Origin of the sequence: Halorhabdus sp. CBA1104, from assembly GCF_009690625.1 — an archaeon.
GTDB lineage: Archaea > Halobacteriota > Halobacteria > Halobacteriales > Haloarculaceae > Halorhabdus.
Genome location: NZ_CP033878.1, coordinates 1,588,262 through 1,611,607, shown reverse-complemented (window position 1 = coordinate 1,611,607; position 23,346 = coordinate 1,588,262). Strand labels below are relative to the sequence as shown.

23 protein-coding genes are annotated in these 23,346 nt (G+C 63.3%); 13 read left to right on the top strand and 10 right to left on the bottom strand.

Annotated elements, in window-relative coordinates:
• Window positions 1-62: 62 nt before the first annotated feature.
• Window positions 63-1,085, top strand: coding sequence for a presenilin family intramembrane aspartyl protease PSH (locus Hrd1104_RS08120; RefSeq protein WP_154552288.1), 1,023 nt, complete (start codon window positions 63-65; stop codon window positions 1,083-1,085).
• Here the strand turns inward: Hrd1104_RS08120 and Hrd1104_RS08115 are convergent, their stop codons facing one another.
• A complete protein-coding gene (locus Hrd1104_RS08115) occupies window positions 1,086-2,081 on the bottom strand; it encodes an ornithine cyclodeaminase family protein (RefSeq protein WP_154552287.1) in 996 nt (331 codons plus the stop codon). It lies immediately after the preceding gene.
• 266 nt (window positions 2,082-2,347) lie between these two features.
• Here Hrd1104_RS08115 and Hrd1104_RS13095 point away from each other — a divergent pair, with 266 nt between their 5' ends.
• Window positions 2,348-2,515: a hypothetical protein gene (locus Hrd1104_RS13095; protein ID WP_195837561.1), complete on the top strand. Its 168-nt coding sequence runs from the start codon at window positions 2,348-2,350 to the stop codon at window positions 2,513-2,515.
• 40 nt (window positions 2,516-2,555) lie between these two features.
• On the opposite strand, the gene Hrd1104_RS08110 is transcribed toward Hrd1104_RS13095, so the two are convergent.
• A complete protein-coding gene (locus Hrd1104_RS08110) occupies window positions 2,556-2,990 on the bottom strand; it encodes a DUF3054 domain-containing protein (protein ID WP_154552286.1) in 435 nt (144 codons plus the stop codon).
• A gap of 85 nt (window positions 2,991-3,075) precedes the next feature.
• On the opposite strand from Hrd1104_RS08110, the gene Hrd1104_RS08105 reads away from it, so the two are divergent.
• Both Hrd1104_RS08105 and fen read left to right on the top strand, forming a co-directional pair.
• On the top strand, window positions 3,076-3,651 hold the full coding sequence (locus Hrd1104_RS08105; RefSeq protein ID WP_154552285.1) for a GNAT family N-acetyltransferase: 576 nt from the start codon (window positions 3,076-3,078) through the stop codon (window positions 3,649-3,651).
• 9 nt (window positions 3,652-3,660) lie between these two features.
• Entirely contained in the window at window positions 3,661-4,641 is a 981-nt protein-coding gene (gene fen / locus Hrd1104_RS08100; RefSeq protein ID WP_154552284.1) for a flap endonuclease-1, read from the top strand.
• 12 nt (window positions 4,642-4,653) lie between these two features.
• Here fen and Hrd1104_RS08095 read toward each other — a convergent pair whose 3' ends face one another.
• Complete coding sequence (locus tag Hrd1104_RS08095) at window positions 4,654-4,854, bottom strand: glycerol ABC transporter substrate-binding protein (RefSeq protein WP_154552283.1); 201 nt, start codon at window positions 4,852-4,854, stop codon at window positions 4,654-4,656.
• Between the two features lie 99 nt (window positions 4,855-4,953).
• Between Hrd1104_RS08095 and Hrd1104_RS08090 the strand changes: the two genes are divergently transcribed.
• Window positions 4,954-6,282, top strand: coding sequence for a hypothetical protein (locus Hrd1104_RS08090; RefSeq protein WP_154552282.1), 1,329 nt, complete (start codon window positions 4,954-4,956; stop codon window positions 6,280-6,282).
• Here Hrd1104_RS08090 and Hrd1104_RS08085 read toward each other — a convergent pair.
• Both Hrd1104_RS08085 and Hrd1104_RS08080 read right to left on the bottom strand, forming a co-directional pair.
• Entirely contained in the window at window positions 6,276-7,139 is an 864-nt protein-coding gene (locus Hrd1104_RS08085) for a 2-oxoacid:ferredoxin oxidoreductase subunit beta (protein ID WP_154552281.1), read from the bottom strand. The two genes, Hrd1104_RS08090 and Hrd1104_RS08085, sit on opposite strands and share 7 nt — an antisense overlap.
• Window positions 7,136-8,908, bottom strand: coding sequence for a 2-oxoacid:acceptor oxidoreductase subunit alpha (locus Hrd1104_RS08080; RefSeq protein WP_154552280.1), 1,773 nt, complete (start codon window positions 8,906-8,908; stop codon window positions 7,136-7,138). The genes Hrd1104_RS08085 and Hrd1104_RS08080 overlap by 4 nt, the downstream gene beginning before the upstream one ends.
• A 124-nt stretch (window positions 8,909-9,032) precedes the next feature.
• Between Hrd1104_RS08080 and Hrd1104_RS08075 the strand changes: the two genes are divergently transcribed.
• From Hrd1104_RS08075 to Hrd1104_RS08050, 6 genes are all read left to right on the top strand, one after another.
• Complete coding sequence (locus Hrd1104_RS08075) at window positions 9,033-9,671, top strand: FAD-dependent oxidoreductase (RefSeq protein WP_154552279.1); 639 nt, start codon at window positions 9,033-9,035, stop codon at window positions 9,669-9,671.
• Window positions 9,672-9,805: 134 nt separating this feature from the next.
• Window positions 9,806-10,966, top strand: a complete 1,161-nt coding sequence (ftsZ, locus tag Hrd1104_RS08070; RefSeq protein WP_154552278.1) for a cell division protein FtsZ — start codon at window positions 9,806-9,808, stop codon at window positions 10,964-10,966.
• A gap of 158 nt (window positions 10,967-11,124) precedes the next feature.
• On the top strand, window positions 11,125-12,360 hold the full coding sequence (locus Hrd1104_RS08065; RefSeq protein WP_154552277.1) for an ABC transporter substrate-binding protein: 1,236 nt from the start codon (window positions 11,125-11,127) through the stop codon (window positions 12,358-12,360).
• A complete protein-coding gene (locus tag Hrd1104_RS08060; RefSeq protein ID WP_154552276.1) occupies window positions 12,357-14,744 on the top strand; it encodes a methyl-accepting chemotaxis protein in 2,388 nt (795 codons plus the stop codon). The genes Hrd1104_RS08065 and Hrd1104_RS08060 overlap by 4 nt, the downstream gene beginning before the upstream one ends.
• A 183-nt stretch (window positions 14,745-14,927) precedes the next feature.
• A complete protein-coding gene (locus Hrd1104_RS08055) occupies window positions 14,928-15,101 on the top strand; it encodes a protein translocase SEC61 complex subunit gamma (protein WP_154552275.1) in 174 nt (57 codons plus the stop codon).
• Window positions 15,101-15,538 (top strand): transcription elongation factor Spt5, encoded by a 438-nt coding sequence (locus Hrd1104_RS08050; RefSeq protein WP_154552274.1) that lies wholly within the window; start codon window positions 15,101-15,103, stop codon window positions 15,536-15,538. Before Hrd1104_RS08055 ends, Hrd1104_RS08050 begins: the two co-directional genes overlap by 1 nt.
• A 234-nt stretch (window positions 15,539-15,772) precedes the next feature.
• Here Hrd1104_RS08050 and Hrd1104_RS08045 read toward each other — a convergent pair whose 3' ends face one another.
• The gene (locus Hrd1104_RS08045) at window positions 15,773-17,848 is read right to left on the bottom strand and encodes an alpha-amylase family glycosyl hydrolase (RefSeq protein ID WP_154552273.1); all 2,076 of its coding nucleotides are present in this window, start codon (window positions 17,846-17,848) and stop codon (window positions 15,773-15,775) included.
• 229 nt (window positions 17,849-18,077) lie between these two features.
• Here Hrd1104_RS08045 and Hrd1104_RS08040 point away from each other — a divergent pair, with 229 nt between their 5' ends.
• A complete protein-coding gene (locus Hrd1104_RS08040; RefSeq protein ID WP_154552272.1) occupies window positions 18,078-18,944 on the top strand; it encodes a transcriptional regulator in 867 nt (288 codons plus the stop codon).
• Window positions 18,945-19,177: 233 nt separating this feature from the next.
• On the opposite strand, the gene Hrd1104_RS08035 is transcribed toward Hrd1104_RS08040, so the two are convergent.
• The 3 genes from Hrd1104_RS08035 to Hrd1104_RS08025 form a co-directional block, all read right to left on the bottom strand.
• Complete coding sequence (locus tag Hrd1104_RS08035) at window positions 19,178-19,375, bottom strand: cupin domain-containing protein (protein WP_154552271.1); 198 nt, start codon at window positions 19,373-19,375, stop codon at window positions 19,178-19,180.
• 307 nt (window positions 19,376-19,682) lie between these two features.
• On the bottom strand, window positions 19,683-20,660 hold the full coding sequence (locus Hrd1104_RS08030; protein WP_154552270.1) for a phosphoadenosine phosphosulfate reductase family protein: 978 nt from the start codon (window positions 20,658-20,660) through the stop codon (window positions 19,683-19,685).
• A gap of 63 nt (window positions 20,661-20,723) precedes the next feature.
• Window positions 20,724-21,305: a hypothetical protein gene (locus Hrd1104_RS08025; RefSeq protein ID WP_154552269.1), complete on the bottom strand. Its 582-nt coding sequence runs from the start codon at window positions 21,303-21,305 to the stop codon at window positions 20,724-20,726.
• Between the two features lie 213 nt (window positions 21,306-21,518).
• On the opposite strand from Hrd1104_RS08025, the gene Hrd1104_RS08020 reads away from it, so the two are divergent.
• On the top strand, window positions 21,519-22,916 hold the full coding sequence (locus Hrd1104_RS08020) for an NAD(P)/FAD-dependent oxidoreductase (RefSeq protein WP_154552268.1): 1,398 nt from the start codon (window positions 21,519-21,521) through the stop codon (window positions 22,914-22,916).
• 25 nt (window positions 22,917-22,941) lie between these two features.
• Here the strand turns inward: Hrd1104_RS08020 and Hrd1104_RS08015 are convergent, their stop codons facing one another.
• Complete coding sequence (locus tag Hrd1104_RS08015; RefSeq protein ID WP_154552267.1) at window positions 22,942-23,280, bottom strand: 2Fe-2S iron-sulfur cluster binding domain-containing protein; 339 nt, start codon at window positions 23,278-23,280, stop codon at window positions 22,942-22,944.
• Window positions 23,281-23,346 lie beyond the last annotated feature (66 nt).

Genomic DNA, 23,346 nt, shown 5'->3' with positions numbered 1-23,346 from the left:
GGCGAGCGAAACTGCCGGTCGGAACGGAATCGCTTTTCCCGCCCCCGCGATTTCCCCGTGACATGGATCGGAATCCAGGGCTGTGGCTGGCGGTCTCTATCATCGTCGGGATCTTTCTGGCTGTCCAACTCGGTGCGCTGGCGCTGGTCGAACCGCTGAAAGGGGCTGGCCTCCAGCCCGTCGAAGACCCGCAGGATCCGACGAACAGTCTGTTGTACATCCTGGCGATTCTCGTCATGACTGGCGTGATGCTCGCTGCGTTTCGGTACAACGGCGAGTGGGCGATTCGTGGGCTGATCGTCCTCACTGGGGTGTACATCTCCTGGCTCGTCTTCTCCATTCTGGTCCCGCCAGTCGTGACACTCCCGGTGGCCGGTGGCGTGCACGTTCTGGCGGGGGCGGGCGCAATCGCGATCGGCGGCGGCTTGCTCGTCTATCCCGAGTGGTGGGTTATCGACATCGCCGGCGCGGTAATGGGTGCCGGCGCGGCCGGTCTGTTCGGCATCACGTTCGGTGTCTTGCCAGCGCTGGTCTTGCTGACCGTGCTCGCGGTCTACGACGCCATCAGCGTCTACGGCACCGAGCACATGCTGACGCTCGCAGAGGGCGTGATGGACCTCAACGTCCCCGTCGTGCTGGTCGCGCCGACGACGCTTGGCTACTCGTTCATCGATGACGACGGGCCGATGGACGGTACCGAGTCGGCAGAAACCGAGACCGCCCAGCAGAACAGTGAAGACGGCGACACTGACGCCGAGGATGCCTCTTTCGACGACCGCGACGCGTTGTTCATCGGGCTGGGCGATGCCGTAGTCCCGACGGTACTGGTCGCTTCGGCGGCCTTCTTTGCGCCCGCGTCGGTCCCGACGGTCGGCATCGGTGGATTCACGACCGTACTGCCGGCCGCTACGGCGATGGTCGGCACCTTCCTCGGGCTGGCTGTCCTGCTGTGGATGGTGCTGAAAGGCCGTGCCCACGCAGGATTGCCGCTGTTGAACGGGGGCGTGATTGGAGGATACCTTCTCGGTGCGCTCGCAAGCGGCCTTACCCTCCTCGAGGCACTCGGCCTCGCACCGTATCTCTGATCACATTGCGTCGCTGGCCGGCGCGAACGAGATCGACTCGCCGACCCCTGCTTTTCTGGCTCGTTCGTAGAGTAGTCCGGCGGCGGCGACTGTCTCGATCGCCGTCCCGCCGCTGTCGAAAACAGTGATCTCTCGATCGCTGGTGCGGCCCGGCGCGTTCCCGGCCACGATATCCCCCAGCTCGGCCTGGACGTGGCCTTCGTCGATCGCCCCTTCGGATTTGGCTTGCAGGTATGCCCCGGCGTCCTGTTCGAGGCGGGCACGCAGGTCCGGAACGTACGTCGCTTTGGCGACCGTGTGTGCGTCGATTTCGCGTTTCTCGGGATGGTACTGGCCCATCGCCGTGACGTGGGTTCCGGGCTCTAGCCACTCGCCGTCGAAGACCGGCTCGCTCGCCTGCGTTGCCGTAATGACGATGTCAGCGTCGACCACTGCCTGCTTTGGTTCCGTGACGGCTCTTACCGCTGGATCGAGTTCGTTGCCCATCTCCTCGGCGAAGGCCTCGCGGTGGGCCGGCGTCGGAGAGTAGACGTGTACCTGCTCTAGATCACGGACTGCGGCGGCGGCCCGTAACTGGTCGCTGGCCTGTGATCCACTGCCGAACAGACCAACCTGGGTCGCATTCTCTCGGGCGAGGGCGTCGATCCCGACGGCTCCGACTGCCCCTGTCTTGTGCGGATTCAGGCTGGCACCGTCGAAGACAGCCAGGGGTTCGCCGGAGTCGGCGTCGAATACCGGGAGCACGAAGTGGGCGTCACGCTCACCGAACCCCGCCGCATAGGTGTACCCACCCATCACGCCCGAATCGGGCAGAACTGCCAGATACCCAGTTAGCATCCCCGGCGGGTCCTCTGCCCGCAGCGTCGTCCGTGGCTCGGCGGGCGCACCCTCCCCGCGCTGTCGGTAGCCGTCTCGAACCGCCGCGATGTATTCCGACGGTGTCGCCAGAGTCGATACGTCTTCACTTTCGAGAAACAGCGCTTCACTCTCGGCCATACGCTTTCGAGGCGTGGCACACAGTTAGGCGTCTCGCCTACTTTCCCCGTTCTGTCTTGGTATTACGTACTGAATTTACCAGCGTGCCGAACGTATCTCTCTATCCGGCGAATATGAATCTCGTGTATTTGTCTGCTTTCTTTTCACGCTCTTTTGGTCGGCGATCAAATTATACTCCTTGATAATGTGGGAGTGGCCTTTATTTGTCTGTCGTGCCCAGACATAATTAGGAGGCATCGTGTGGCTAAACGCCACCATGAAAACCAATGAGTGCAAAGCCTACGGACGATACGGCCGACATGCAGCGCCACCAATCCGGCGACCGCTACGCACCGCTCCGTCTCGATTCCGACGAGTTCGTCATTTACGACCGGGAGAATCACAAGGCCTGGGTACAGTCGTCCGTGGCAGTCACACTCGAAGACTATCGCTGACGAGTAGTGCCGTTTTCGAAATTTCGGGCGAGCGTCCGAGTTAGTGCCACGTTCCGTCGCTGAGCCAGTAGGCAACGATCCCACGCCAGGGTCCAAGCAGCACCAGGCCCGTTGCGATCGAGACCGCCAGAAAAATCGCCGAGAACGAATCCGGCGTCAACGGCGACCAGCGGAGTACCTGTGCGATAAGTGCGGCCGTAATCCAGGCAGGGATGGTCCAGGACACTGCCCGGAGGACCGACCGCCGGGCGTCTTCGGTGTAGAGACTCCCCAGGAACGCGGCCAGCACCCACCCGACGAGAAACGGGACGAGCGTTTCCAGCATGCCAGCAACGTTCGATAGCGAGCCCTGGTGGGCGCCGACTGTTCCGATCACGACGAACGCAGCGATCGCAACCAGGTCACCTGCTGCGAGGATAGCTGTCGCGGCGGAGACATCGATGCGGTTCCGGAGTGTGGCGGCGACAGACACCATGTCCCAAGCGACTGTGGCCCACAACTTGGGCGTTCCCGTTTCGATCCGGGGACAGCCACTTTACCGGCCGGTTCGTCACGCCGGTGTGGACTCCGAAATCCTGGCCTGGCCCCCGGCCAATGTGACACTCGATCTCGACCACGAACGGTTCGCCTACGCGGGGAAGTTCGTCATTTCGAGTACGGGCAAAGCCGTCGTTCGTGACGATGGCGTGATCGTCGCCGCCGTGGCGTTCGACGCCGATCGGACCGACGAAGACTGTCTCCGGGTCCGGTACGTGACGGTCCGGGACGATCTCCGCGGCGAAGGTCTCGGTTCGAGGCTGCTCCGATACGTCGTCGCTCGTGCCAGCGAACGCGGCTACGACGAAGTACGTGCCGGCGTCAACAATCCGATCGCCTACGAAGCCTTCTACAAGGCAGGTCTCGCGTTTACCGGCGAGCGAACGGGCCTTGCCGAACTCGTCTGTTCGACAGCCGCCGATCGTGACGGCCAACGGTATCGCGACGGACTCACCATCTATCGTGACCGCGAGTTGAGCGAGCGCCAGCGAGCGTTCGTACAGTCCCAGGAGGGGGCCGACCCGCCAGCGATCGTTCCCGCCCCCGCGGGTGCGGACGGCGAGCCAGCGACGGGGGATTCAAACCAGCGTGGTACCTAATCGGCGGCGATGGGAAACGCCGATCTCCGGGACATCGCGGCCATCGAATCGATCGCTTTCGAGGAGTTGGCTGGCTCGATCGTCGCCGTCGACGCCCACAACTGGCTGTATCGCTACCTCACGACGACGGTCAAGTGGACGAACGACGACGTGTACACGACGACCGAGGGCAAAGAAGTCGCCAACCTCGTCGGCGTCGTCCAGGGATTGCCGAAGTTCTTCGAGCACGAAGTCACGCCCGTGATGGTGTTCGACGGTGCCGTCACGGATCTGAAAGACGACGAGGTACAGCGCCGGCGCGAGCAGCGCCAACAGTACGAAGAAGATCTCGAAGCGGCCCGCCAGGAAGGTGATGCGGTCAGGGTCGCACGCTTAGAGTCCAGAACCCAGCGCCTCACCGATGTCATCCTGGAGACGACACGGGATCTTCTTGAGTTGCTCGACGTGCCTGTCGTCGATGCGCCGGCGGAGGGCGAGGGACAGGCTGCTCACATGGCCCGCAACGGCGACGTCGATTACGTCGGCACCGAGGACTACGACGCCCTCCTCTTTGGCGCACCCCGGACCCTTCGGCAACTCACGAGTTCGGGCGCTCCCGAACTGATGGACTTTCAGACCACCTTGGAGGAACACGACCTCTCTTGGGAGCAACTGGTCGACGTTGCTCTCCTCTGTGGGACGGACTTCAACGAGGGCGTCCACGGGTACGGCCCCAAGACTGCTGTCGAGGCCGTCCGCGAGCACGGCGACCTCTGGGGCGTCAGCGAGAGCGAGGATGTCTACGTCGAGAACGCCGATCGGATCCGCGACCTCTTTCTCGATCCTGCCGTCACCGACGCCTATGCTTTCGAGACGGACCTCGAACCGGACCTCGACGCCGCCTGGGCGTTCGTCACCGACGAGTGGGAGGTCGAGGCAAGCGAGGTCGAACGCGGGTTCGAGCGCATCGAGTCCTCGCTCGTCCAGACGGGACTGGACGACTGGGCGTGAGCGCCGTCGCTGTCATTCCCGCTGTTCGAGTGCGTCGGCGATGCGCTCGTGTGCGCGGACGAACCGCCAGAGGAGGTAGAACACGAGGAGGACGGAGACGAGATTCAGCCAGAGCAGTGGCATCCCCGCGACGAAGAGGCTGTAGGCGAACGTCAGGACGATGCCGCCCGCGACGAGGACGGCGACGAGGTGACGACCCTCATCGTTGACCATAGTCGCGGTTTCAGGGCCGACCTGATGAATCTGCCGTGTGTCTGCTGAGACAACAAGTCGACCAGCAGGGTTTTCCCAACGTGCTATCCTCTATTCCGTATGTATCCCCGTCGTGGCCGGCTCGTGGCTGTGGGTACCCTCCTGGTTGTCCTGTTGGCGACGATCACGCTCGTCGCTGCCCCACGGCCACCACCCCAGCCGCTCTGTGACGTCTGCACCGACGACGTGATCGCGGGCAGCGACGTCGAGTCCTCAACAGTCACGATCCAACTCGACGAGGACGGGGACGGACACTGGACCGTCACACTCGATCCGCGCGCGAACGCGAACGTCAGCCGGTCGGCCGTGTGGTCGGCGGCCGAGAATGCACTTCACGGTCACCGTGGCGAGGCCCAACCGCGGAATCTGTCGGTAAACACGAGCGCCAACGCTGTCGTCGTGACCTACGACGTTCCGCGGATGGGACATCGGAGTCTCGGCGGCGTCCTGGTCGCCGATTATTTCCACTCACAGGGTGAGGGCAGTCGCTGGTACGCTGTCAATGCTGACCGGCTTGTCATCACCGGTCCCGTGGGAGACACACTCGCCCGGGCACCTGCGAAGCATCGACTCAACGAGACAGCGATCGCGTTGGATGGAACGTACGGCGATTCTTTCGAGCGAACCATCTCGCCGGGTTGGTATCTCGCGTTCGCCGAGGACAGGGGTGTCTTCACCAGTATCGCCGCTCAGCTCGCAGTCAGCGTCGACGTCGCACAGCTGAAAGGCACAGCTGTCCCGGAAACAGTCGCCGTTCCGACGGTCCTGCTCGCGGCCTGTCTCGCGCTCCGTGGCCGATTGCGTGCTGTATTGGCCGACGCCTCGAAGACGAGGATCTTGGCCTCCATCGGCGTGATCGCCGGGCTGGGCGTCGCTTCTGGGCTCGCACTCGGACTGGATGGGGCCACCTTCACGCTCCTGTTGAGCGCGTCCGTCCTCGCTCCGATCCTCGCACTCTCGGCTGTCTTGATTGGGGTCCAGTATGCCTTGCTCACGGGTCGGTTCGGTGTCGACGTTGATACCCGGTGGCTCGTCCGGTCGGGGGTCGCCGTCGCGGTGGTGGCGCTGATCGCGGCCCCGCTGGTCGCCGGGCAACTCGGACCGATTGCGAGCGGGTACGGGAGTGCGGTTGCGGTCGTCACGGCGACGCTGTTCGTCCCGCTCGCACTCACCGAACAGCGGTCGGAACAGTGGCTACTCACCGGCGTGATTTTACTCTCACCGCTGTTGGTCGCCGTGGGGTGGGCTCCGTACGGGAGTTACGGGGATATGTATGCACCGGCGATCTTCGCTTTCTGGGCACTCACCACCGCACTGCTCGGATCAGTCGCGTACGCATTCGGCCATTCCCGACGGCCGATGACAACCGACACCGGGCCGACTCAGTAGAACTCTCGGACCAGTCGATCGGCGCGTTCGGGCGCGCCATCGGGGATGTCGGCCATGTTTGAGTCAATCCCTTCGCGGTCACTGAAGGGGACGCTGTCCTCGGCCTGATAGAGCACGCCGATGTGCTCGGTGCCCGGATCCATGATCTTGTCACGAGCGGCCTGGTAGTTGCCGGGATCGTGACCCGTCTCGTCTAGATTGACGATGGCGTCCCGGAAGTAGTCGTAGGTGTCGACGTCGTTGAACGTCACGCAGGGCGAGAAGACGTTGACGAACCCAAAGCCGTCGTGTTCGATGGCCTGCTGGACGAGATCAGCGTGCCGTTGGGAATCCGAGGAGAACGACTGGGCAATGAACGTCCCACCGGCGGCCAGCGCGAGGGCGAGGGGATTGACCGGCGGTTCGACGGTACCGTCCGGCGAGGTTGCGGTCTCGAAGCCCTGCCGCGAGGTCGGGGAGGCCTGGCCTTTCGTCAGGCCGTAGATGCGGTTGTCCATCACGACGTAGGTGATGTCGATGTTCCGCCGGACGGCGTGGATAAAGTGGCCGACGCCGATCGAGTAGCCGTCGCCGTCCCCGCCGGCCACCATCACTTCCAGATCGGGATTGGCGAGTTTCACACCCGTCCCGACCGGCAGGGCGCGGCCGTGGACGCCGTGGAGCGCGTAGCTGTGCATGTACGTCCCGATCTTGCCCGAACAGCCGATCCCGGCGACGACGAAGGTGTTGTCGGGGTCGTTACCCGTCTCGGCGAGGGCTTTCATCATGCCGTTCATCGTCCCGAAGTCACCGCAGCCGGGACACCAGGTGGGCTGCTCGTCGGATTTGAAGTCAGTGAAGTGTGTCTCAGAACTCATCGTCGGACCTCCTGTGGTGGAGCCTCGTTGTCGATCGCCGCTTCGATCTCGTCGGCGAGTTCGTCGGCCATGAACCGGACGCCGGTGTACTTCGTGACCCGTTCGACTCGCGATAGCGTATCGTGCTCGATCAAGTCCGCGAATTGGCCGGTCGCGTTACACTCAACGACGATGATGGTCTCGGCGGATTCGACTGCCTCGGTCAGATCGGGCCGCGGGTAGATGTACGGCACCGAGAGGAACCGGACGTCGATCCCCCTGTCGTCGAGCATTTCGAGGGCCTCGCGCATCGCGCCCTCGTTCGATCCCCATGAGAGCACCAGCGTGTCGGCGTCGGGATCGCCGAACTCCCGGTAGTCGAAGTCCTCGCGTTCGCGGGCGGTATCGACCTTCCGCTGGCGTTTCTGGACCTGTTCGACGCGAACGTCCTCTTCCTCGGTCCGGCGGCCGAGTTCGTCGTGTTCGAGCCCGGTTGTCATGTGTGCCGCCTCGGGCGTCCCGGGGAGGGCTCGCGGGCTGATCCCGTCCTCGGTCGCGGCGTGAGCGCGGAAGCGTCCTTTCTCGTCGAGCCACTCCTCGACTTCCTCGGGATCGACGACCTTGCCGCGGTCGATCTCGACGCTCTCCATGTCGAAGCGCTCGGGTCGGTAGGTCTGTTCGGTGACTGCCATCGAGAGGTCTGCCGTGAGATACACCGGGAGCTGGTACTTCTCGGCGAGGTTGAACGCCTCGACTGTCTTATCGAAACACTCGCCGATCGTCGTCGGCGCGAGGACGAAGCGTGGAATCTCGCCGTGGCCACCGTACAGCATCGCATTGAGGTCACCCTGTTCTTGCTTCGTCGGCATCCCCGTTGAGGGACCCGAGCGCATGACGTTGGCGATCACGAGGGGCGTCTCGCTGGTGGCCACGAGGCCGAAGGTCTCGCTCATCAGGTCGATCCCCGGCCCCGAGGTGCCAGTCATCGCTCGTGCGCCAGCCCTGGCTGCACCGAGGGCCATGTTGATCGCCGAGAGTTCGTCTTCGGCCTGGACGACTGCGCCGCCGAAGGCTTCGATCCGGCCGGTCAGGTACTCCATGATGTCCGTCGCGGGCGTGATCGGATAGCCCGCATAGAAGCGACAGCCGGCGGCGATAGCGGCCATACCGATCGCCTCGTCGCCGTTGAGCAGGACGTAGTCTTCGTCGGTCGTTTCGAGGCTGAACTGGTTTGGGCAGTCGGTTTCCTCGCGGACGTACTCTTGACCCAGGCGCGCGGCTTCCCGGTTGTTGGCGACGATGGCTTCACCCTTCTCGCCGAAGCGCTTGACCAGAGCCTCATCGAGGTACTCGACGGGGAACCCAGCGACCTCGCAGGCGGCCCCAAGCGCGACGACGTTGCGCATGATCGCCCCGCCTGCCTCCTCGGCCAGAGCCGTCAGGGGGACCTCCAGTCCGATCATCTCCGTGGGGACCTCGACGTCGGCCATCGTCGTCTGCTCGCCGTCGTAGATGACGACACTTCCCGCCCGGAGCTCGTCGAGGTTCTCCTCGATGGTCCGCTCGGTCAGTGCGATCAGGATGTCGAGTCGATCGACGACACTCTCGACCCGTTCGACCCCTGTTCGGACCTTGTAGGCCGTATATCCTCCACGGATGCGCGAGGCGAAGTCCTTGGAGGTGAAGACGTGCCGGCCCGCACGGGAGAGTGCCCGAGCGAAAATCTTGCCCGTCGAGTCGATCCCGTCGCCGGCTTCCCCGCCGATGGCCCAATTGAGATCGTTTTCCATGTAGGTTTGACCTATCCCGCCACCGAGAAAAAGCCTTCTGCAACCTGCAGTGTGCGGGGCGTTTTGCCGCTCTCGGGTGCCGCTACCCCAAATGGCATTGGTGGCTCCACCCGTACCCCCGCGCATGGATCGAACCACGACGACCGTCAGTGCCGTCCGCACAGTCGGTCCCGACGCAGTCACAATCGATGTCGCGACCCCGGCCGATTTCGACGCGGCTCCCGGTCAGTTCGTCAAGTTCTCGCTCCCGTCGGTTGCCGATGAGCCACGGTTCTACACCATCTCCTCGCCGACCGTCACGGAGACCGTCGAGATCACTGTCGAGATCGACGACGACGGGACGCTCGGCCCCCACATCGCCGCACTCGAAGCTGGTGACGAGGTCGCTCTCTCCGGCCCGTTCGGGAGTGCCTACTACGAGGGCGAGGACCGCGTCGTCCTCCTCGCGGGGGGACCCGGCGTTGGGCCTGCCATCGGGATCGCCGAACGAACCCTCGACGACGGCGGGCAAGCGGCCCTGATCTATCGCGACGACGAACCGATTCACGAGGATCGATTGGCCGCTCTGGCCGATCGCGGTGTCGATGTCTCTGTTCTGTCCGAAGACGACGCCGTGGGCACAGTCGCCGCCGAAGTAATTACCGGGGGTGGCGACGAGCAGGTGTTCGTCTACGGCTTCGCGGACTTCCTGGATGTCGCGACCGACGCTATCGAGGCCGCAGGCGGTGACGCTGGCCAAGCGAAAGTCGAGAACTTCGGATAGCTGGAGTTCCCCCTTCGGGGACGCCGACTAGCTTTTTCCCCTGAACCGGTGAAATTCGGCACGCGTGGCGTCTGACGCCCGTCGGACACGATGGGAAAGATAATTAGTATTGAACTGCTACGGGACACTTAAATATGGACTCCATTATCGACGACGCTATGGAAGACGCCGAGGAGGACCGCGAGGAGCCCCCCGCAGACGACCCGCCCGGAACAAGCGAGACCACGACGGAAGACGTCTCCACGTCGGGACAGATGACCGACGAGGAACTGGCCGATGTCGTCGAAGATCTCGAAACCAAGATCACCGTCGTCGGCGCCGGCGGTGCCGGCGGCAACACGGTCACGCGGATGATGGAAGAAGGCATCCATGGCGCGAAACTCGTCGCGGCCAACACCGACGCCCAGCATCTGGCCGACGAGGTCAAGGCCGACACGAAGATCCTCATCGGCAAGAAGCGTACCGGTGGCCGCGGTGCGGGCTCGGTCCCCAAGATCGGCGAAGAGGCCGCCCAGGAGAACATGGAGGACATCCAGCAGTCGATCGACGGCTCGGACATGGTGTTCGTCACGGCCGGGCTGGGCGGCGGGACCGGCACGGGCGCAGCGCCCGTCATCGCTCAGGCCGCCCAGGAGGCCGGCGCACTCACCATCTCGATCGTCACGATTCCTTTCACCGCCGAAGGCGAGCGACGGCGGGCCAACGCCGACGCCGGCCTGGAACGGTTGCGCTCGGTCTCGGATACGGTCATCGTCGTGCCCAACGATCGGCTGCTCGATTACGCCCCCTCGATGCCCCTACAGGACGCGTTCAAGATCTGTGACCGCGTGCTGATGCGCTCGGTGAAGGGCATGACGGAACTGATCACCAAGCCCGGGCTGGTCAACGTCGACTTCGCCGACGTTCGCACGATCATGGAGAACGGTGGCGTCGCGATGATCGGCCTCGGGGAGTCCGACGGCGACAACAAGGCCCAAGACTCGATCCGTTCTGCCTTGCGTTCGCCGCTGCTCGACGTCGAGTTCGACGGCGCCAACTCCGCGCTGGTCAACGTCGTCGGTGGGCCAGATATGTCGATCGAAGAGGCAGAGGGCGTCGTCGAGGAGATCTACGATCGGATCGACCCCGACGCGCGGATCATCTGGGGTGCCTCCGTCAACCACGACTACGAGGGCGAGATGGAGACCATGATCGTCGTCACGGGCGTCGAGAGTCCACAGATTTACGGCAAAAGCGAGGCCGAACGCGAGAAGGCTGCCCAGCGGATGGGCGACGACATCGATTACGTGGAGTAACTTTCTCGGGGAAGACGGCGGCCCCGATTCGGTTGTGAGTTCGATTTGGCTCGTCACTTCGCTTTCGCTGGCTGTCCTGTCATGTGGGTGTGTGGAATGTTATCACTTGTGATATTTGCGACAAAGGGTATTTACTGAAAAACTCCTGTCCTCTCGGTATGGGAACGACTAGACGAGGCTACCTCGGACGACTATCCGGCCTGGGTGCGCTCGCGGCCACCGGTGGGTGCCTGGGCCTCCCGTCTGGATCGGGAGGCACAGTCGAGTTCGGTGCGCTAGCGCCGCTCAGTGGCACTCTCGAGGCGCTGGGTAGCGATGCAAAGCGGACGGTCGAACGGGCGGCCCAGGATATCAACGACGCCGGCGGCATCAACGGCAACGAAGTCGCGTTGACTGTCCTCGATACGGAAGCCGACGTCGATGTTGCGACCGACCAGTACCAGTCACTGCTGGATCGAGGGGTCGTCGGTATCGTCGGCGGGCTCGTCAGTGACGTCTCGATCGCACTGGCGCCCAAAGCAGCCAGAGACGACGTCATGCTGGTCAGCTACGCGAGTACCGCCCCACAACTGTCGACTGCCGGTCAGGCTGACGGGCGAAAGTACTTCGGCCGCACTGTGCCAAACGACGGTACGCAGGCTGCCGTGATGGCGAAGGTCGTCGACAGCCCGCTGTACATCGATGCGAGCTCGGTCGCCTTGCTCAGTATCGACAATTCGTTCGGTTCGGGACTCGCTGGGTCCTTGCAAGACGCGATCGATGCGTCGATCGTCGCGGACGTGCGCTACGATCCGGGAGCAGACTCGTTCAGCGACACGATCGAGGCTGTGTTCGAAAACGACCCCGACGCCGTTGCCTTCACCAGTGTCTCCGGACAGGAGCGTGGCATTCTCGACGCCTACGCCCAAACTGACTACGACGTTCCCTGGGTGTTCTCGGCCGGCATGTTCGGCAGTGACATACCTGCCTCCTACGATGGCTTCTACAGCGCGTCGCTTTCCTCGAACCGGACAGACGGGTACTTCGATCTGGTTCGGCGACTTTCAGACGTCGACGAGCTCGCATCTTACGCCGCAAACGCCTACGACGCGTTGTTCTTGATGGCTGGGGCCGCCGAGAAAGCCGACGACGCCAGCGGCCCGGCCATCGCCGAGACGATCCGGTCGGTCTCCGGTGGCACGGGCCATACCGTCTCAGTTGGCGACTTCGACCGCCTCAGATCGCTTACTGATGCCGGGCGCGAGATCAACTATCAGGGCGCGTCCGGTAGCGTCGACCTGACGGCGAATCTGGAGCCGTTGAGTTCGTACCTGATTCAGCGCGTTACCGACGGGACGGTCGAGTCTTTGGAACTGCTTCAATCCCAGTTCTTCCGGTCGGGAGGTAACCAATGAGTTCCCTTCGCAAGCGATTCGTGGTGGCGATCGAGAGCGCGCTTCCGGGTGTCGTCAGGCGTCGCTACGCGGCGAAGTTCGGTGTGCTGTTGCTCGGTGTGGTCGCCGTCCTCGTCGTCGGCGGGGTGGCGATCCACTTCCAGACCGGCGGACTCGTCGAAGCTCAGACCGAAGAACAGATCCGTGGCGTCGCGGATTCCCAGGCCAGCTCGATCGCAGACTGGGCCGCGACCAAACAGTCGACGACGTCGTTCCTCGCGGACTCGCTTGCCGACCAGTCGGACTCACTGTCGTCGTCAGCCCACCAGCGATGGCTCGAAGGGAAGCTTATCGGATTGCCGGCCGATATCCAGGCGTTGCACTACGTGACGACTGCCGATAGCGAGGTGATCGCCAGTACCGACGACGACCTGACTGGGGCGTCTCTCGCCAGCGTCGAGGGGGCATGGACCGACAGCAGTGGTGCGGTCGTCGCCTCCGGGCCGACAGACACGTCCCGGCCATACGAGCACGATGGGCAGGACGTCATCGCGTTCGTCCAGCCGGTCAGTGAGACTGAATCCGTCGTCCTTACAGTGTCTCTGGAGGCGCGCTCTCACGAATTCACCTCGCCGTTTGCGACCGGGGACGTGAAAGTCCTCAGTGCCGATCGTACGATCCTCCTCGACAACCGCAAGGCATCGATACTCGACCAGTACGAAGCGACCGGGAACACTGGTTCTGAGAGTATTACCGCCGCTCTGGGCGGTGCATCTGGCTACGCACGCGTCTCCGCAGGAACGGGGATGGACGAAGGCACGTACGTCATGGCATACACGCCGATCACCGGGACCGACTGGGCTCTCCTCTATCACGTCCCCGCTGAGCGTGCGTTCGCACTGCAGTCGGCCGTCTCCCAGAACATCGCGTTACTCGTCGCGTTGGCTGTCGGCGCGTTGCTCCTCGTCGGGGTGACGATCGGTCGCGGGACTGCACAGTCGCTTGCGACCGTCGCCCAAACGGCCGGTGACATCGCAAACGGCAAGATCGACAGTACGCTTCCGGAGACGACACGCGTCGACGAGATGGGCCAGCTGTACGATTCGTTCGCGTCGATGCAGGCGTACCTGGGAACGGCTGCCGAGCAGGCTGATGCGCTTGCAGACAAGCGGTTCGACGATCCGGTCCTCGAAGAGGACGTTCCCGGTGAGTTCGGAGCGGCCCTCGAAGAGATGGGGACGGACATCCAGGCGCTGATCACTGACGTCGAGCAGGCCCGAGACGACGCCGAGTCGATGGCTTCGGCGCTCGAAGCGAAGGCGTCGCAGTTCAGTGCTGTGATGAACCGGGCAGCCGCGGGCGATCTCACCCAGCGGATGGAGACCGACAGCGAGTACGAGGCGATGGTCGAGATCGCCGAGAACTTCAACGACATGATCGCCGAGCTGGAAACGACGATCGATCGTATCGAAGCGTTCGCCGGCACTGTCGACTCCTCGACGGACACGATCTCTGCGAGCGCCCGGGAGATCAAATCCGCCAGCGAACAGGTGAGTCAATCGGTCCAGCAGATCGCCGAAGGGGCCGACCGACAAAACGAGAACATCCAACAAGTCTCACAGGAGATGACCGATCTCTCGGCGACGGTCGAGGAGATTACTTCCTCGACGGACGAAGTGGCCGCCAAGTCGAAGGGGGCCGTCGAGGCTGGTGAGTCCGGCCGCACGTCCGCCCAGCAGGCAGCCGCGGAAATCGAGACGATCGAACGGAAATCCGCCGAGGCCATCGAGCAAGTCGAGGCGCTGGCGGCGGAGATGGACCGGATCGGCGAAGTCACGACGCTGATCGACGATATCGCCGACCAGACGAATATGCTCGCGTTGAACGCCGCGATCGAGGCCAATCGCGCCGGTGATGCGGGCCAAGGCTTCGAGGTTGTGGCCAACGAGATCAAGACACTCGCCGAAGAGACCCAAGAAGCCACCGACGACATCGAGTCACTGATCGATACCGTCCAGTCTCGGACAACCGATACGGTGGCAGACATCCGGGAGATGGACGAGAGCGTCCAGACAGGGAAAGCGACAGTCGACAACGCCGCGGAGACGCTGACCGATATCGTCCGCCAGATCGAACAAGCAAACGACGGTATCCAAGCGATCAGCGATGCGACCGACGAACAGGCGGCTTCGACCGAAGAAGTGGTCGCGATGGCCGACGAAGTCGGGTCGATCAGCGAGGAGACGGCCGCCGAAGCCGAGAACGTCGCCGGGGCCTCACAAGAGCAGACTGCCTCCATCACGGAAGTCTCGGAGCGCATCGAGACCCTCTCCGGCCAAGCGGCCGATCTCAGGGACCTTATCGACCAGTTCGAAACCGGCGAGACGGACGACACCCACCGCTAGTATCGCTCGGAGTCATCTCGATACACGCGGTCGCTTTTCGGTGCGTCGGCCCAATTGCTGCCTCGCTCCGTGTTCTTCTGGGCGTGTCTCGTTCCATGCGAGTGGTACTCTTTCAGTCAGCTTGCTGCTGACTCTTCGTCGCGCACCACAATATAGAAAAGCCATCAGTGGATAGCACCTGCTATGGACGTACCGTACGATCTCACCTCATACGTGCGGGTGCTCAAGCTCGCGAGTACCCCCTCCTGGCAGGAGTTTAGCCAGGTCGCGAAGATCGCTGGCGCGGGCATCCTGCTGGTCGGGCTGCTCGGATTCGTCATCTTCGTTGCCATGATGTTACTCCCGGGTGGTGTCTGATGGGGATTTACGCCGTCAAGACCACCGCCAGCCAGGAACGCACCGTCGCAGACATGATCATCAACCGCGAGGAAGAGGCGGTCCACGCAGCCCTCGCTCCGGACTCGCTGACTTCCTACGTCATGGTCGAGGCCGAGGACGCCTCGGTGTTCGAACGCATCCTCGACGAGATCCCCCACGCCAACGGCGTCGTGCAGGGCGAGTCCTCCATCGCGGAGGTCGAACACTTCCTCTCGCCGAAGCCGGACGTCGAAGGGATCGCCGAAAGCGACATCGTCGAACTCGTCGCCGGCCCGTTCAAAGGCGAGAAGGCCCAAGTCCAGCGAATCGACGAAGGCAAAGACCAGGTGACTGTCGAACTCTACGAAGCGACGGTTCCGATTCCCGTGACCGTCCGCGGAGATCAGATTCGGGTGCTCGACTCCGAAGAGCGATAAGACGTTCTTTCCTGCTCGTCGTGTCGACGCCACGTCAGCGCCCAACGGCGAGCAGGCCGCGGTATAGAGAGTCGAGACTGCAACGGACAGCTACGTTCGTTCAGTCACGTGATCGGTTCCGTACAGCGTTGTGCACAGCGAACGCCATCTCACCCGAAGACGACCGATCGTGGCGCGCATTCTCCTTGCGAGCGGTTCCTCCTGGGACCGCCGATGGCGGGTGCTCGCGAGTGCTCAGTCCGTGGCCTCGACGACGAGGACGTCTGCGACGGAAACGGCCACGCCGTCGTCTCTCGGGGTCGCTTCGATTGGCGCTCCGGTGACCAGTTCCGTCGAGCCAATCCCTTCGGGGAGTCTCACTGTCGCCGTCCCTGGGCCAAAGTGGAGTGCGACGAACACGCGCTGGTCGTCGGTCGCGCGTCCGAACGCGACCGCCTGCTCCGTGTCGGTGTGGTACTCGATTCGTTCGAGGGTCCCCGATTCCAGCGCCGGGGTTTCCGAGCGAGTCTTGCTGAGTCGACGGTGGACGTTCGTCAGCCCGGTGTCGCCGGACTGCCACTCGATCGGCCCCCGGGAGTCGGTCATGCCCCGTTCCTGTCCGGCGTAGATCATCGGGACGCCCGGCATGGTGAACGTCGCGGCGACGGCCCCGCGCAGGCTGTCCCGGCCGTATTCGGCGAGATAGCGCTCCTCGTCGTGATTCTCGACGTATCGCATCTGAAGGGCCTGGTCGGGGAACCCGGCGCGTTCGGCGTCAGCGACGGCATCGAGGAGTGCCCCCGCTGGCGCGTCGCCGCTCCCGATCTGCCGGAGGGCACTGTAGACTTCCGTTCCGTAGTGGAGGTCGAACTCCAGGTCGTGATAGTCCGGGTCGTGGACTGGGACCGTCTCGTCCAGTAAGAGGAATTCCGGGTCGATCTCGTGGACGCGCTCGCGGACTTCTTTCCAAAAGCCGTGTGGGACGCCCCAGGCGACGTCACAGCGGAACCCGTCGACAAGCGGTGCCCACTCCTCGACGACGTCGAGCAGGAACGATCGGACCGCCGGTTCGCCGTAGTTGAAGTTCGGGATGTTGCTCCAATTGAAATACCGTTGGGCGCGCATGTCATCCGGGCCTGGCCCACGCGAGCGGTCGGCGTCCGGCTCGGCTCGATCGTTCCAGACGAACCAGTCACGGAACTCGGGGACACCCGCTGCACTCTGTGCGAACGCCGGATGTTCGTGGTCAGCGTGATTGATCACGAGGTCGAACACGACCTTGATATCTCGCTCGTGGCAGGCGGCCACGAACGACTCGAACTCCTCGCGGGTGCCAAGGTCCGTTGCCACTTCGAAGAAGTCCGTGATGTGATAGCCGTGTTCGGTTGGCGAGGCCAGGATCGGCGTGAGCCAGACGGTATCCACACCGAGTGATTCGATGTACGGGAGTCGCCGTTCGAGGGCCGAAAACGTCGTCTGGACGCGTTCTCCAGCGAACGCCCGGACGTAGATCTCGTAGATCGTCGCTGTCTCGACCCAGGCGGGTGGCTCGTTGGGGTGAGCGATGGTGTCTCCGCCGTCACCGACGACTACCGTGTCTCTGACGCTGTGGCGCTGATCGAGTGCCACGGCGTGGACGCCGACCGGCTCGTCGATCGCACTCGCCGGGAGCTTGGCTGTCTGCCCGTCGACCTCGAGGACACTCTCTTCGAGGTCCGCGCGGTCGTCGAGGCAGAACACGACATCGAGGGCCGACGCCTCGGTCGAACTGTCTGCCGGTGGGCGAGCATTGGCCTCGATACGGAATACGTCGCCGTCCCGGACGGCATCGAGCGAGATCCGCGGCCGTCCCGGTCCTTCGACGGTGAATTCCCGGTGGTGGTGTTCCTCGCCGTCGTTGACGATGAACGTACTGTTGTGGACTCCCGGCTCGAGTTGCGCCTCGAAGACGTAGCGATCCCCCTCACGGACCGCCTCGTCGCGTCCCCAAAGGTGGTCGTTGAACAGGCCGATGACGCCGACCCGATCGATTTCCTCAGCAGGTGTCTCGAAGTCCTCGACCGGGATCTCGAAGCGGGCGGGCTCTCGTTCGTCCGGGAACGTCCGGACTGTCAGCTGGTGTGTGCCATCGGGTGCCGCGAGTTCGACGCGATAGACGCCCGGCACGTCGGGTCGCAGGTACTCGACTGCTCCGTCGCCGACGGTTGTGTCACTCTCGGCCGGTGCGTCGAGGAGAGTCCACTCGTAGGACTCGTTCGGATCCGGGTCTCGTGGGGCCAGTTCGACAGCGTCGCCGACGGTCGTGAACCGCGGTGGGCCTGGATGGTGCATGTCTCTGCTGTCACCGCTGGATGCCAATAAACATATTCTGAATTATGTTTCTGTCCGGTGGTTGACCGCTTTCCGTGAGCCGCCCCGTTCACCGATCACTCGGCCCAGTACCCGAGCCAGATGGCCCACACAGTTCTCACGAGAGCGGGCTGTGTGCAGTCGTTGTGAAGATTCTTTCTGTGTGGGATCGGGAAGGTACATTCAGGGAGCTTCGGCTGCTACCTCGGGCATGGTCGAGGACGCGGTCTCAATGACTGTCGATCGGGCCGCCGACGCCTTTGGCACGCTTGCCGACGAGAACCGCATCGCTATCTTACTCGCGCTGTGGAACGAGCAGCCACTCTCCTTTGCTCGACTGCAGTCGGCAGCCGACTTCGAGGACAGCGGTCGATTCAACTATCACCTCACGCAACTGCTGGGCCGATTCGTCCGGAAGGACGACGAGGAGTATCGCCTGCGGCCAGCCGGTGGGCGCGCGATAGATATCCTCTTTGACGAGCGCTTTGGCGAACCACCGTCTCCGATCGAACGTGACCTTGAGACGCCGTGCCCGGACTGTGGCGCGTCGCTTCGGGCGACCTACGAAGACGGCCACATCGAGATCAGTTGCCCCGCGTGTTCGGTCGTCGTTCACTACGGATACTTTCCGCCGCGCGGACGGGCATCTCGCGATCCAGAAGGGTTGTTTCTGGCGTATTCACGACAGCTCTGGCGGGATTTCACATTGGCTTCCGCCGGGGTCTGCCCCCATTGCAGTGGTCGCATGGAGACCCATGTCACGCCCGATCCCGACTGGTATCTCGACGTCGCGACGATCAGCGTCTGCCAGCATTGTGGCGTCGACATCGGGACGCCCGTTGGCCTGCGGTTGCTTGCCGATCCGGCTGTCGTTGCGTTCCTGGCCGATCACGGGGTCGATATCGACCAGGTACCGTTCTGGACGCTCCCGTTTTGCGTGGGCGACGACAGCGTTTCGATCGACGCGACCGAACCGCTCCGGGTATCCGTTCACATCGAGCAAGGCACCGACCGTCTCGACGTGACGGTCGACGAATCGGGTGCCGTCACCGAGACGGCCCTCGTCGAATCCCGATAGTCGATCCGGTGTGGTGGGTGCCGATTCGGGACGCCAGCCGGAAGTAACGCGACTGTTCGTGCCGTCTCGTCGCCTTCCTCCTCGTTTCAGAGCCCGACCGCGTTCGCGGTCGAAGAACTCGCTGATCATCCGGGTTCCGGGATCGCCCTAGGCGGGCCATCGACGGTGGCACCACCCTTCTCGACGTCCGGATGGCCCATCACGTCCGGGTCGGCTGTCGCCGAGACGACGAGCTATCCCAGGGAACTCTCGCTGTCGTTGATCATCTGGTGGGCACTCGCTTCACCCCACGGCAGCGCGACGTAATCGCCGGCCTCGATGTCGTAGCGGGTGCCATCGAGCCGGAGGGTGTCCTGGCCGTCGAGGACACAGATCGCCTCTTCGTTGCCAGTGTGGTAGTGATACGGCCAGATGCGTTTCTCGGTGGGCAACTCGTAGAGACTACAGCCGAGGCGCTCGCCCCCAGCGACCTCCCCGAGTTACGTGCGCTGATTTGAGTCTCGCCACGCTCGGCTTCAGGCCACTCACTGTCGTCGCCGTTGACGAGCGGTCCCATTCTGGACGGTCAGGGGCGACACGAAAAGTGTGTGGTCGTCAGACCGTCACTGCTCACGCTGTCAGTCGGCCCTGCGTGAGCGCGCTTTGCCGGACACGGCGCGTCCGGGTGTTGTCGATCCAGATTTCTGCGAGGGGGGTTGGGCTCGAAAGCCAGCAACCCGACGATCTAAACCGGTGGCCTTACATGTAGCCCAGATCGCGCAGCCGTTCCATCAGGTCTTCTTTGTCCTGGGCGCGGCCGGCACGCTCGGTCGTGTTGGCCATGTCTTGGAGCCACGCGGGTTCCTCGGCGGACTTGTCAGTACTGACCTGACTCCCCAGCGAGCGGAAGCCGGCGAAGTACTTCGGACTGACCGGGACGTCCTCTTTCTGTACACCGTCGGGCAGGTCGTCCTGGCCCTGCGGGACGTAGCCGTCGTCGGGGTACTCCTCGACTGTGTCCGGGACCGCAAAGTGCCAGAACGCCTCCCAGACGTCCGGTTCGGCGAACTGGAGGATCGGCTGGATACGGTCGTGGGGTGGGTAGATGTCGGGATCGTGGCGTGGGCTGAAGAAGGTCTCGTCGGCGCGGGCCTCTTGTTCGTCCCAGCGGACGCCGCTGAGGATGCCGTCGACGTCGTGTTCATCGATGGCATCGTTGAGCGCAACCGTCTTCAGCAGGTGGTTGCCGACGTAGGTGTCGAGCAGGAACGGGAACGTCTCGTCCTCGTATTCGAGGATGTTCCGGATGTGGTGCTGGTTGTGCTCGCTGAGGGCGTCGACGGGGATGTCGTCGCCGGGTTCGAGCCCGTTTTCGTCGACGTACTCGCCGACGTCGGTGTTTCGAGCCCAGATGACTTCGAGATCCCACTCGTCAGCCCAGTGGTTGACGAACTCGATGAGCTCGTCGAAGTGCTGGTAGTGGTCGATAAAGACGACCGGGGGGACTTCCAGATCGAAGCGGTCGGCGACCTCCTTGACGAAGTAAAGCGTCAGCGTCGAGTCTTTGCCGCCGGTCCACATCACGACCGGATTGTCGTACTGTTCGAGGCCGGTCTTCGTGACCTCGATTGCCTTCTCGATTTTGTGCTCGATGCTTGGATAATCGCCAGGCTCCTCGCCGTCGCCATCGTCGTACTCGACGTCGAGGTACGCGGGGAAGTCGGCTTCGCTCGCCATGAGTGTAATTAGATATAATTAGCCGGCAGTTGAGTCTTTCGAAGGCCGCTGCGGAAGCGCTTCTCAGGCGATAAAGTCGTTGTCCCGCCAGTCGACGCCGTCTTCGCCCTGGTCGTCGGCTGGGTCTTCGGTGACGCCGATCGAGGCCGGGCGGCGTTCGCCGTCGACGATCTGGACGGCTTCTAAGGTGTCGTCGATCGCGATGATCGCGGTCAAGGTCCCTTTCTCCGCGATTTCGGCGATGTCACAGAGGACCTTGAACATCGGGAACTGGACGCTCGTGTTCTGGAGAACGGTCTCCCGATCGCCCTTGAAGCAGGCGTACTCGACGAGTTCCGACTCGATCTCTTCTTCTTCCTCTTCGGTGAGCGCGCCCCACTGGCCACCTCCACTCCCGCCGTGGGGTGGCTCGGGCTCCTCTTCGTAGACGCGATTTTCGGTCACACTCGCTTTCAACTGAGCGGTCGGGGTGTACTTGCTGATTTCGCCGTCGGTGGCGACAGCACTCAGGATGAGTGTGTTGTTTCGTCGGGTGATGTCTACGTCTTCGATTTCGGCCGGTAAATCCGGGTCCTCGAAGTGGTCGTAGACGTCTTCAAGTGGCAGTTCGAGTGTCGAATGGAGTCGGTATACGCGGCTCGTCATAGTTGTGGGCGGTGACGGGGCCATCTCGCGGGCCGAACGAGTGACACCAGTGATCACCCATGTGTACGGACCCAGGGCATATATGGCCTGCCCTTTCGGTCACTGTCGACGGCAATCTGTATTGCCCCCATCGGCCGACGCTCGTCCGCCCGAGGAGTGTGGCTCACCCCCACGGTCCAAACGGTTTTTCTTCGCGCCAGCCTGTGTTCGTGTATGACCACACACGTGGCCGTTGTCGGCGCCTACGGCAGCGCTGGCTCGGCTGTGGCCGATGAGTTGGCTGCAGAGCCCGACGTCGAACTGACGTTGATCGACGACGGCGACCCAGGTGGCGGGCTTTGCATTCTGCGCGGCTGTATGCCCTCAAAAGAGGTCCTTTCGGCGGCTGAACACCGCTTCAGTGCACAACACGACCCCCGACTCGTCGGGGACGCCCCCGACGTCGACCTGGAGGCTGTCGTCGAGCGGAAAAACGAGCACACGTCGAGTTGGTCACAGCACCGCCGGGAGAGTATCGCTACACTGGCCGAGCGCGACAACGTCGAGTTCATTCGGGACACCGCCCACTTCGTCGACGATCGCGTTCTCGAGGTCGACGGCCGACGACTCGAACCGGATTACGTCGTGATCGCCACTGGCTCGAACGTGGCAATTCCGCCGATCCCGGGTATCGAAGACGTGCCCGTCAAGACGAGTGCGGACGTCCTCGACAGCACCGAGTTCCCCGATTCGGGGATCGCTCTCGGGCTGGGTTACATCGGTCTGGAACTCATTCCGTACCTAACTGAGGCTGCCGATATGGATCTCACCGTCGTCGAAGCGCTCCCCGACGTCCTCCGTGAGGCGGACGAGCCCTTCGGTGCGGAACTGCTTGCCTACTATCGCGAGCACTTCGACGTCGACGTACTCGTCGACGCTGATGCCACCGCGGTCGAATCGACCACAGACGGGGTTCGCATGGAGGTCGCCACCGACGGCGAGACCCGAACGATCGAGGCGGACGATCTGTACGCCTTCACCGGCCGGGAGCCGGCCATCGAGCGTCTCGGCATCGAGCACACCGCACTCGAACCCGACGACGGCTGGGTCCGGGACACGATGCAGGCCGCCGGTGACGATCGCGTCTTCGTCGTCGGAGATGTCAACGGCCGCGAGCCGATCCTGCACGTCGCCAAAGAAGAAGGCTTCACGGCGGCCGAGAATATCCGGCGACACCGTGCAGGCGAGGCCCTTTCGGCCTACGAGAACGTCCACCACCACGTTATCTTCTCGGGACTTGGAGTGTTGCCGTTTGCCCGGGTCGGACACTCAGTCGAGTCGGCCCAAGCCGCCGGTCTGGACTACGTTACTGCCACCCGGGATGCATCCAGCGACGGTGTGTTCAAGACCAAGAACGTCGCCGACGGCCTCGCCCGCCTCGTGGTCGGCACGGACGGCACCGTCCTGGGCTATCAGGGCCTGCACTACCACGCAGACGTGATGGCAAAGACGATGCAACTGGCCGTCGAGATGGATCTAGACGTCAGGGACATTCCCGATCGGGCTTACCATCCGACGACGCCCGAACTCATCGACGGACTCGTTCGCGACACGGCCGCAAAACTAGACTGATCTCTCGCAGTGGGTCGAGGCCCTCTCAATCGTCGGCCGCTGCGTCTTGGCCCGGATCACTCGCGGCCGCCGCCTTGGCCTCGATACTCGGCGGATACTTCCCGCGGTCGAGTTTCAGATCCGACTCCGGCCGCGCCATGCAGGTCAACGCGTAGGATTCTTTTTCTTCCTCGGTCAGACCGCGTGCCGCCGGCTGGGTGACTTCGCCTTCGACGATCTCGGCGGTACAGGCAAGACACATCCCGACCCGGCACGAATACTCCTGGGCGATGCCGTCTTCGAGACACTGGCTCAAGATCGTGTCCGTGTCTGCAACCTGAATAGTCTCGCCCGTCCCCACGAATTCGACGGTATACTCTGTCATGCCCACTCGTTGGGATGACCTCGACAAAACTCTTTATTCACTGTTGTGACCTGTTCGAGCGGACAC

Coding starts and splice junctions, on each gene's coding strand:
- Hrd1104_RS08120 (WP_154552288.1), top strand. CDS start 63: ATGGATCGGAATCCAGGGCTGTGGCTGGCGGTCTCTATCATCGTCGGG.
- Hrd1104_RS08115 (WP_154552287.1), bottom strand. CDS start 2,081: ATGGCCGAGAGTGAAGCGCTGTTTCTCGAAAGTGAAGACGTATCGACT.
- Hrd1104_RS13095 (WP_195837561.1), top strand. CDS start 2,348: ATGAGTGCAAAGCCTACGGACGATACGGCCGACATGCAGCGCCACCAA.
- Hrd1104_RS08110 (WP_154552286.1), bottom strand. CDS start 2,990: ATGGTGTCTGTCGCCGCCACACTCCGGAACCGCATCGATGTCTCCGCC.
- fen (WP_154552284.1), top strand. CDS start 3,661: ATGGGAAACGCCGATCTCCGGGACATCGCGGCCATCGAATCGATCGCT.
- Hrd1104_RS08095 (WP_154552283.1), bottom strand. CDS start 4,854: ATGGTCAACGATGAGGGTCGTCACCTCGTCGCCGTCCTCGTCGCGGGC.
- Hrd1104_RS08090 (WP_154552282.1), top strand. CDS start 4,954: ATGTATCCCCGTCGTGGCCGGCTCGTGGCTGTGGGTACCCTCCTGGTT.
- Hrd1104_RS08085 (WP_154552281.1), bottom strand. CDS start 7,139: ATGAGTTCTGAGACACACTTCACTGACTTCAAATCCGACGAGCAGCCC.
- Hrd1104_RS08080 (WP_154552280.1), bottom strand. CDS start 8,908: ATGGAAAACGATCTCAATTGGGCCATCGGCGGGGAAGCCGGCGACGGG.
- Hrd1104_RS08075 (WP_154552279.1), top strand. CDS start 9,033: ATGGATCGAACCACGACGACCGTCAGTGCCGTCCGCACAGTCGGTCCC.
- ftsZ (WP_154552278.1), top strand. CDS start 9,806: ATGGACTCCATTATCGACGACGCTATGGAAGACGCCGAGGAGGACCGC.
- Hrd1104_RS08065 (WP_154552277.1), top strand. CDS start 11,125: ATGGGAACGACTAGACGAGGCTACCTCGGACGACTATCCGGCCTGGGT.
- Hrd1104_RS08060 (WP_154552276.1), top strand. CDS start 12,357: ATGAGTTCCCTTCGCAAGCGATTCGTGGTGGCGATCGAGAGCGCGCTT.
- Hrd1104_RS08055 (WP_154552275.1), top strand. CDS start 14,928: ATGGACGTACCGTACGATCTCACCTCATACGTGCGGGTGCTCAAGCTC.
- Hrd1104_RS08050 (WP_154552274.1), top strand. CDS start 15,101: ATGGGGATTTACGCCGTCAAGACCACCGCCAGCCAGGAACGCACCGTC.
- Hrd1104_RS08045 (WP_154552273.1), bottom strand. CDS start 17,848: ATGCACCATCCAGGCCCACCGCGGTTCACGACCGTCGGCGACGCTGTC.
- Hrd1104_RS08040 (WP_154552272.1), top strand. CDS start 18,078: ATGGTCGAGGACGCGGTCTCAATGACTGTCGATCGGGCCGCCGACGCC.
- Hrd1104_RS08030 (WP_154552270.1), bottom strand. CDS start 20,660: ATGGCGAGCGAAGCCGACTTCCCCGCGTACCTCGACGTCGAGTACGAC.
- Hrd1104_RS08025 (WP_154552269.1), bottom strand. CDS start 21,305: ATGACGAGCCGCGTATACCGACTCCATTCGACACTCGAACTGCCACTT.
- Hrd1104_RS08020 (WP_154552268.1), top strand. CDS start 21,519: ATGACCACACACGTGGCCGTTGTCGGCGCCTACGGCAGCGCTGGCTCG.
- Hrd1104_RS08015 (WP_154552267.1), bottom strand. CDS start 23,280: ATGACAGAGTATACCGTCGAATTCGTGGGGACGGGCGAGACTATTCAG.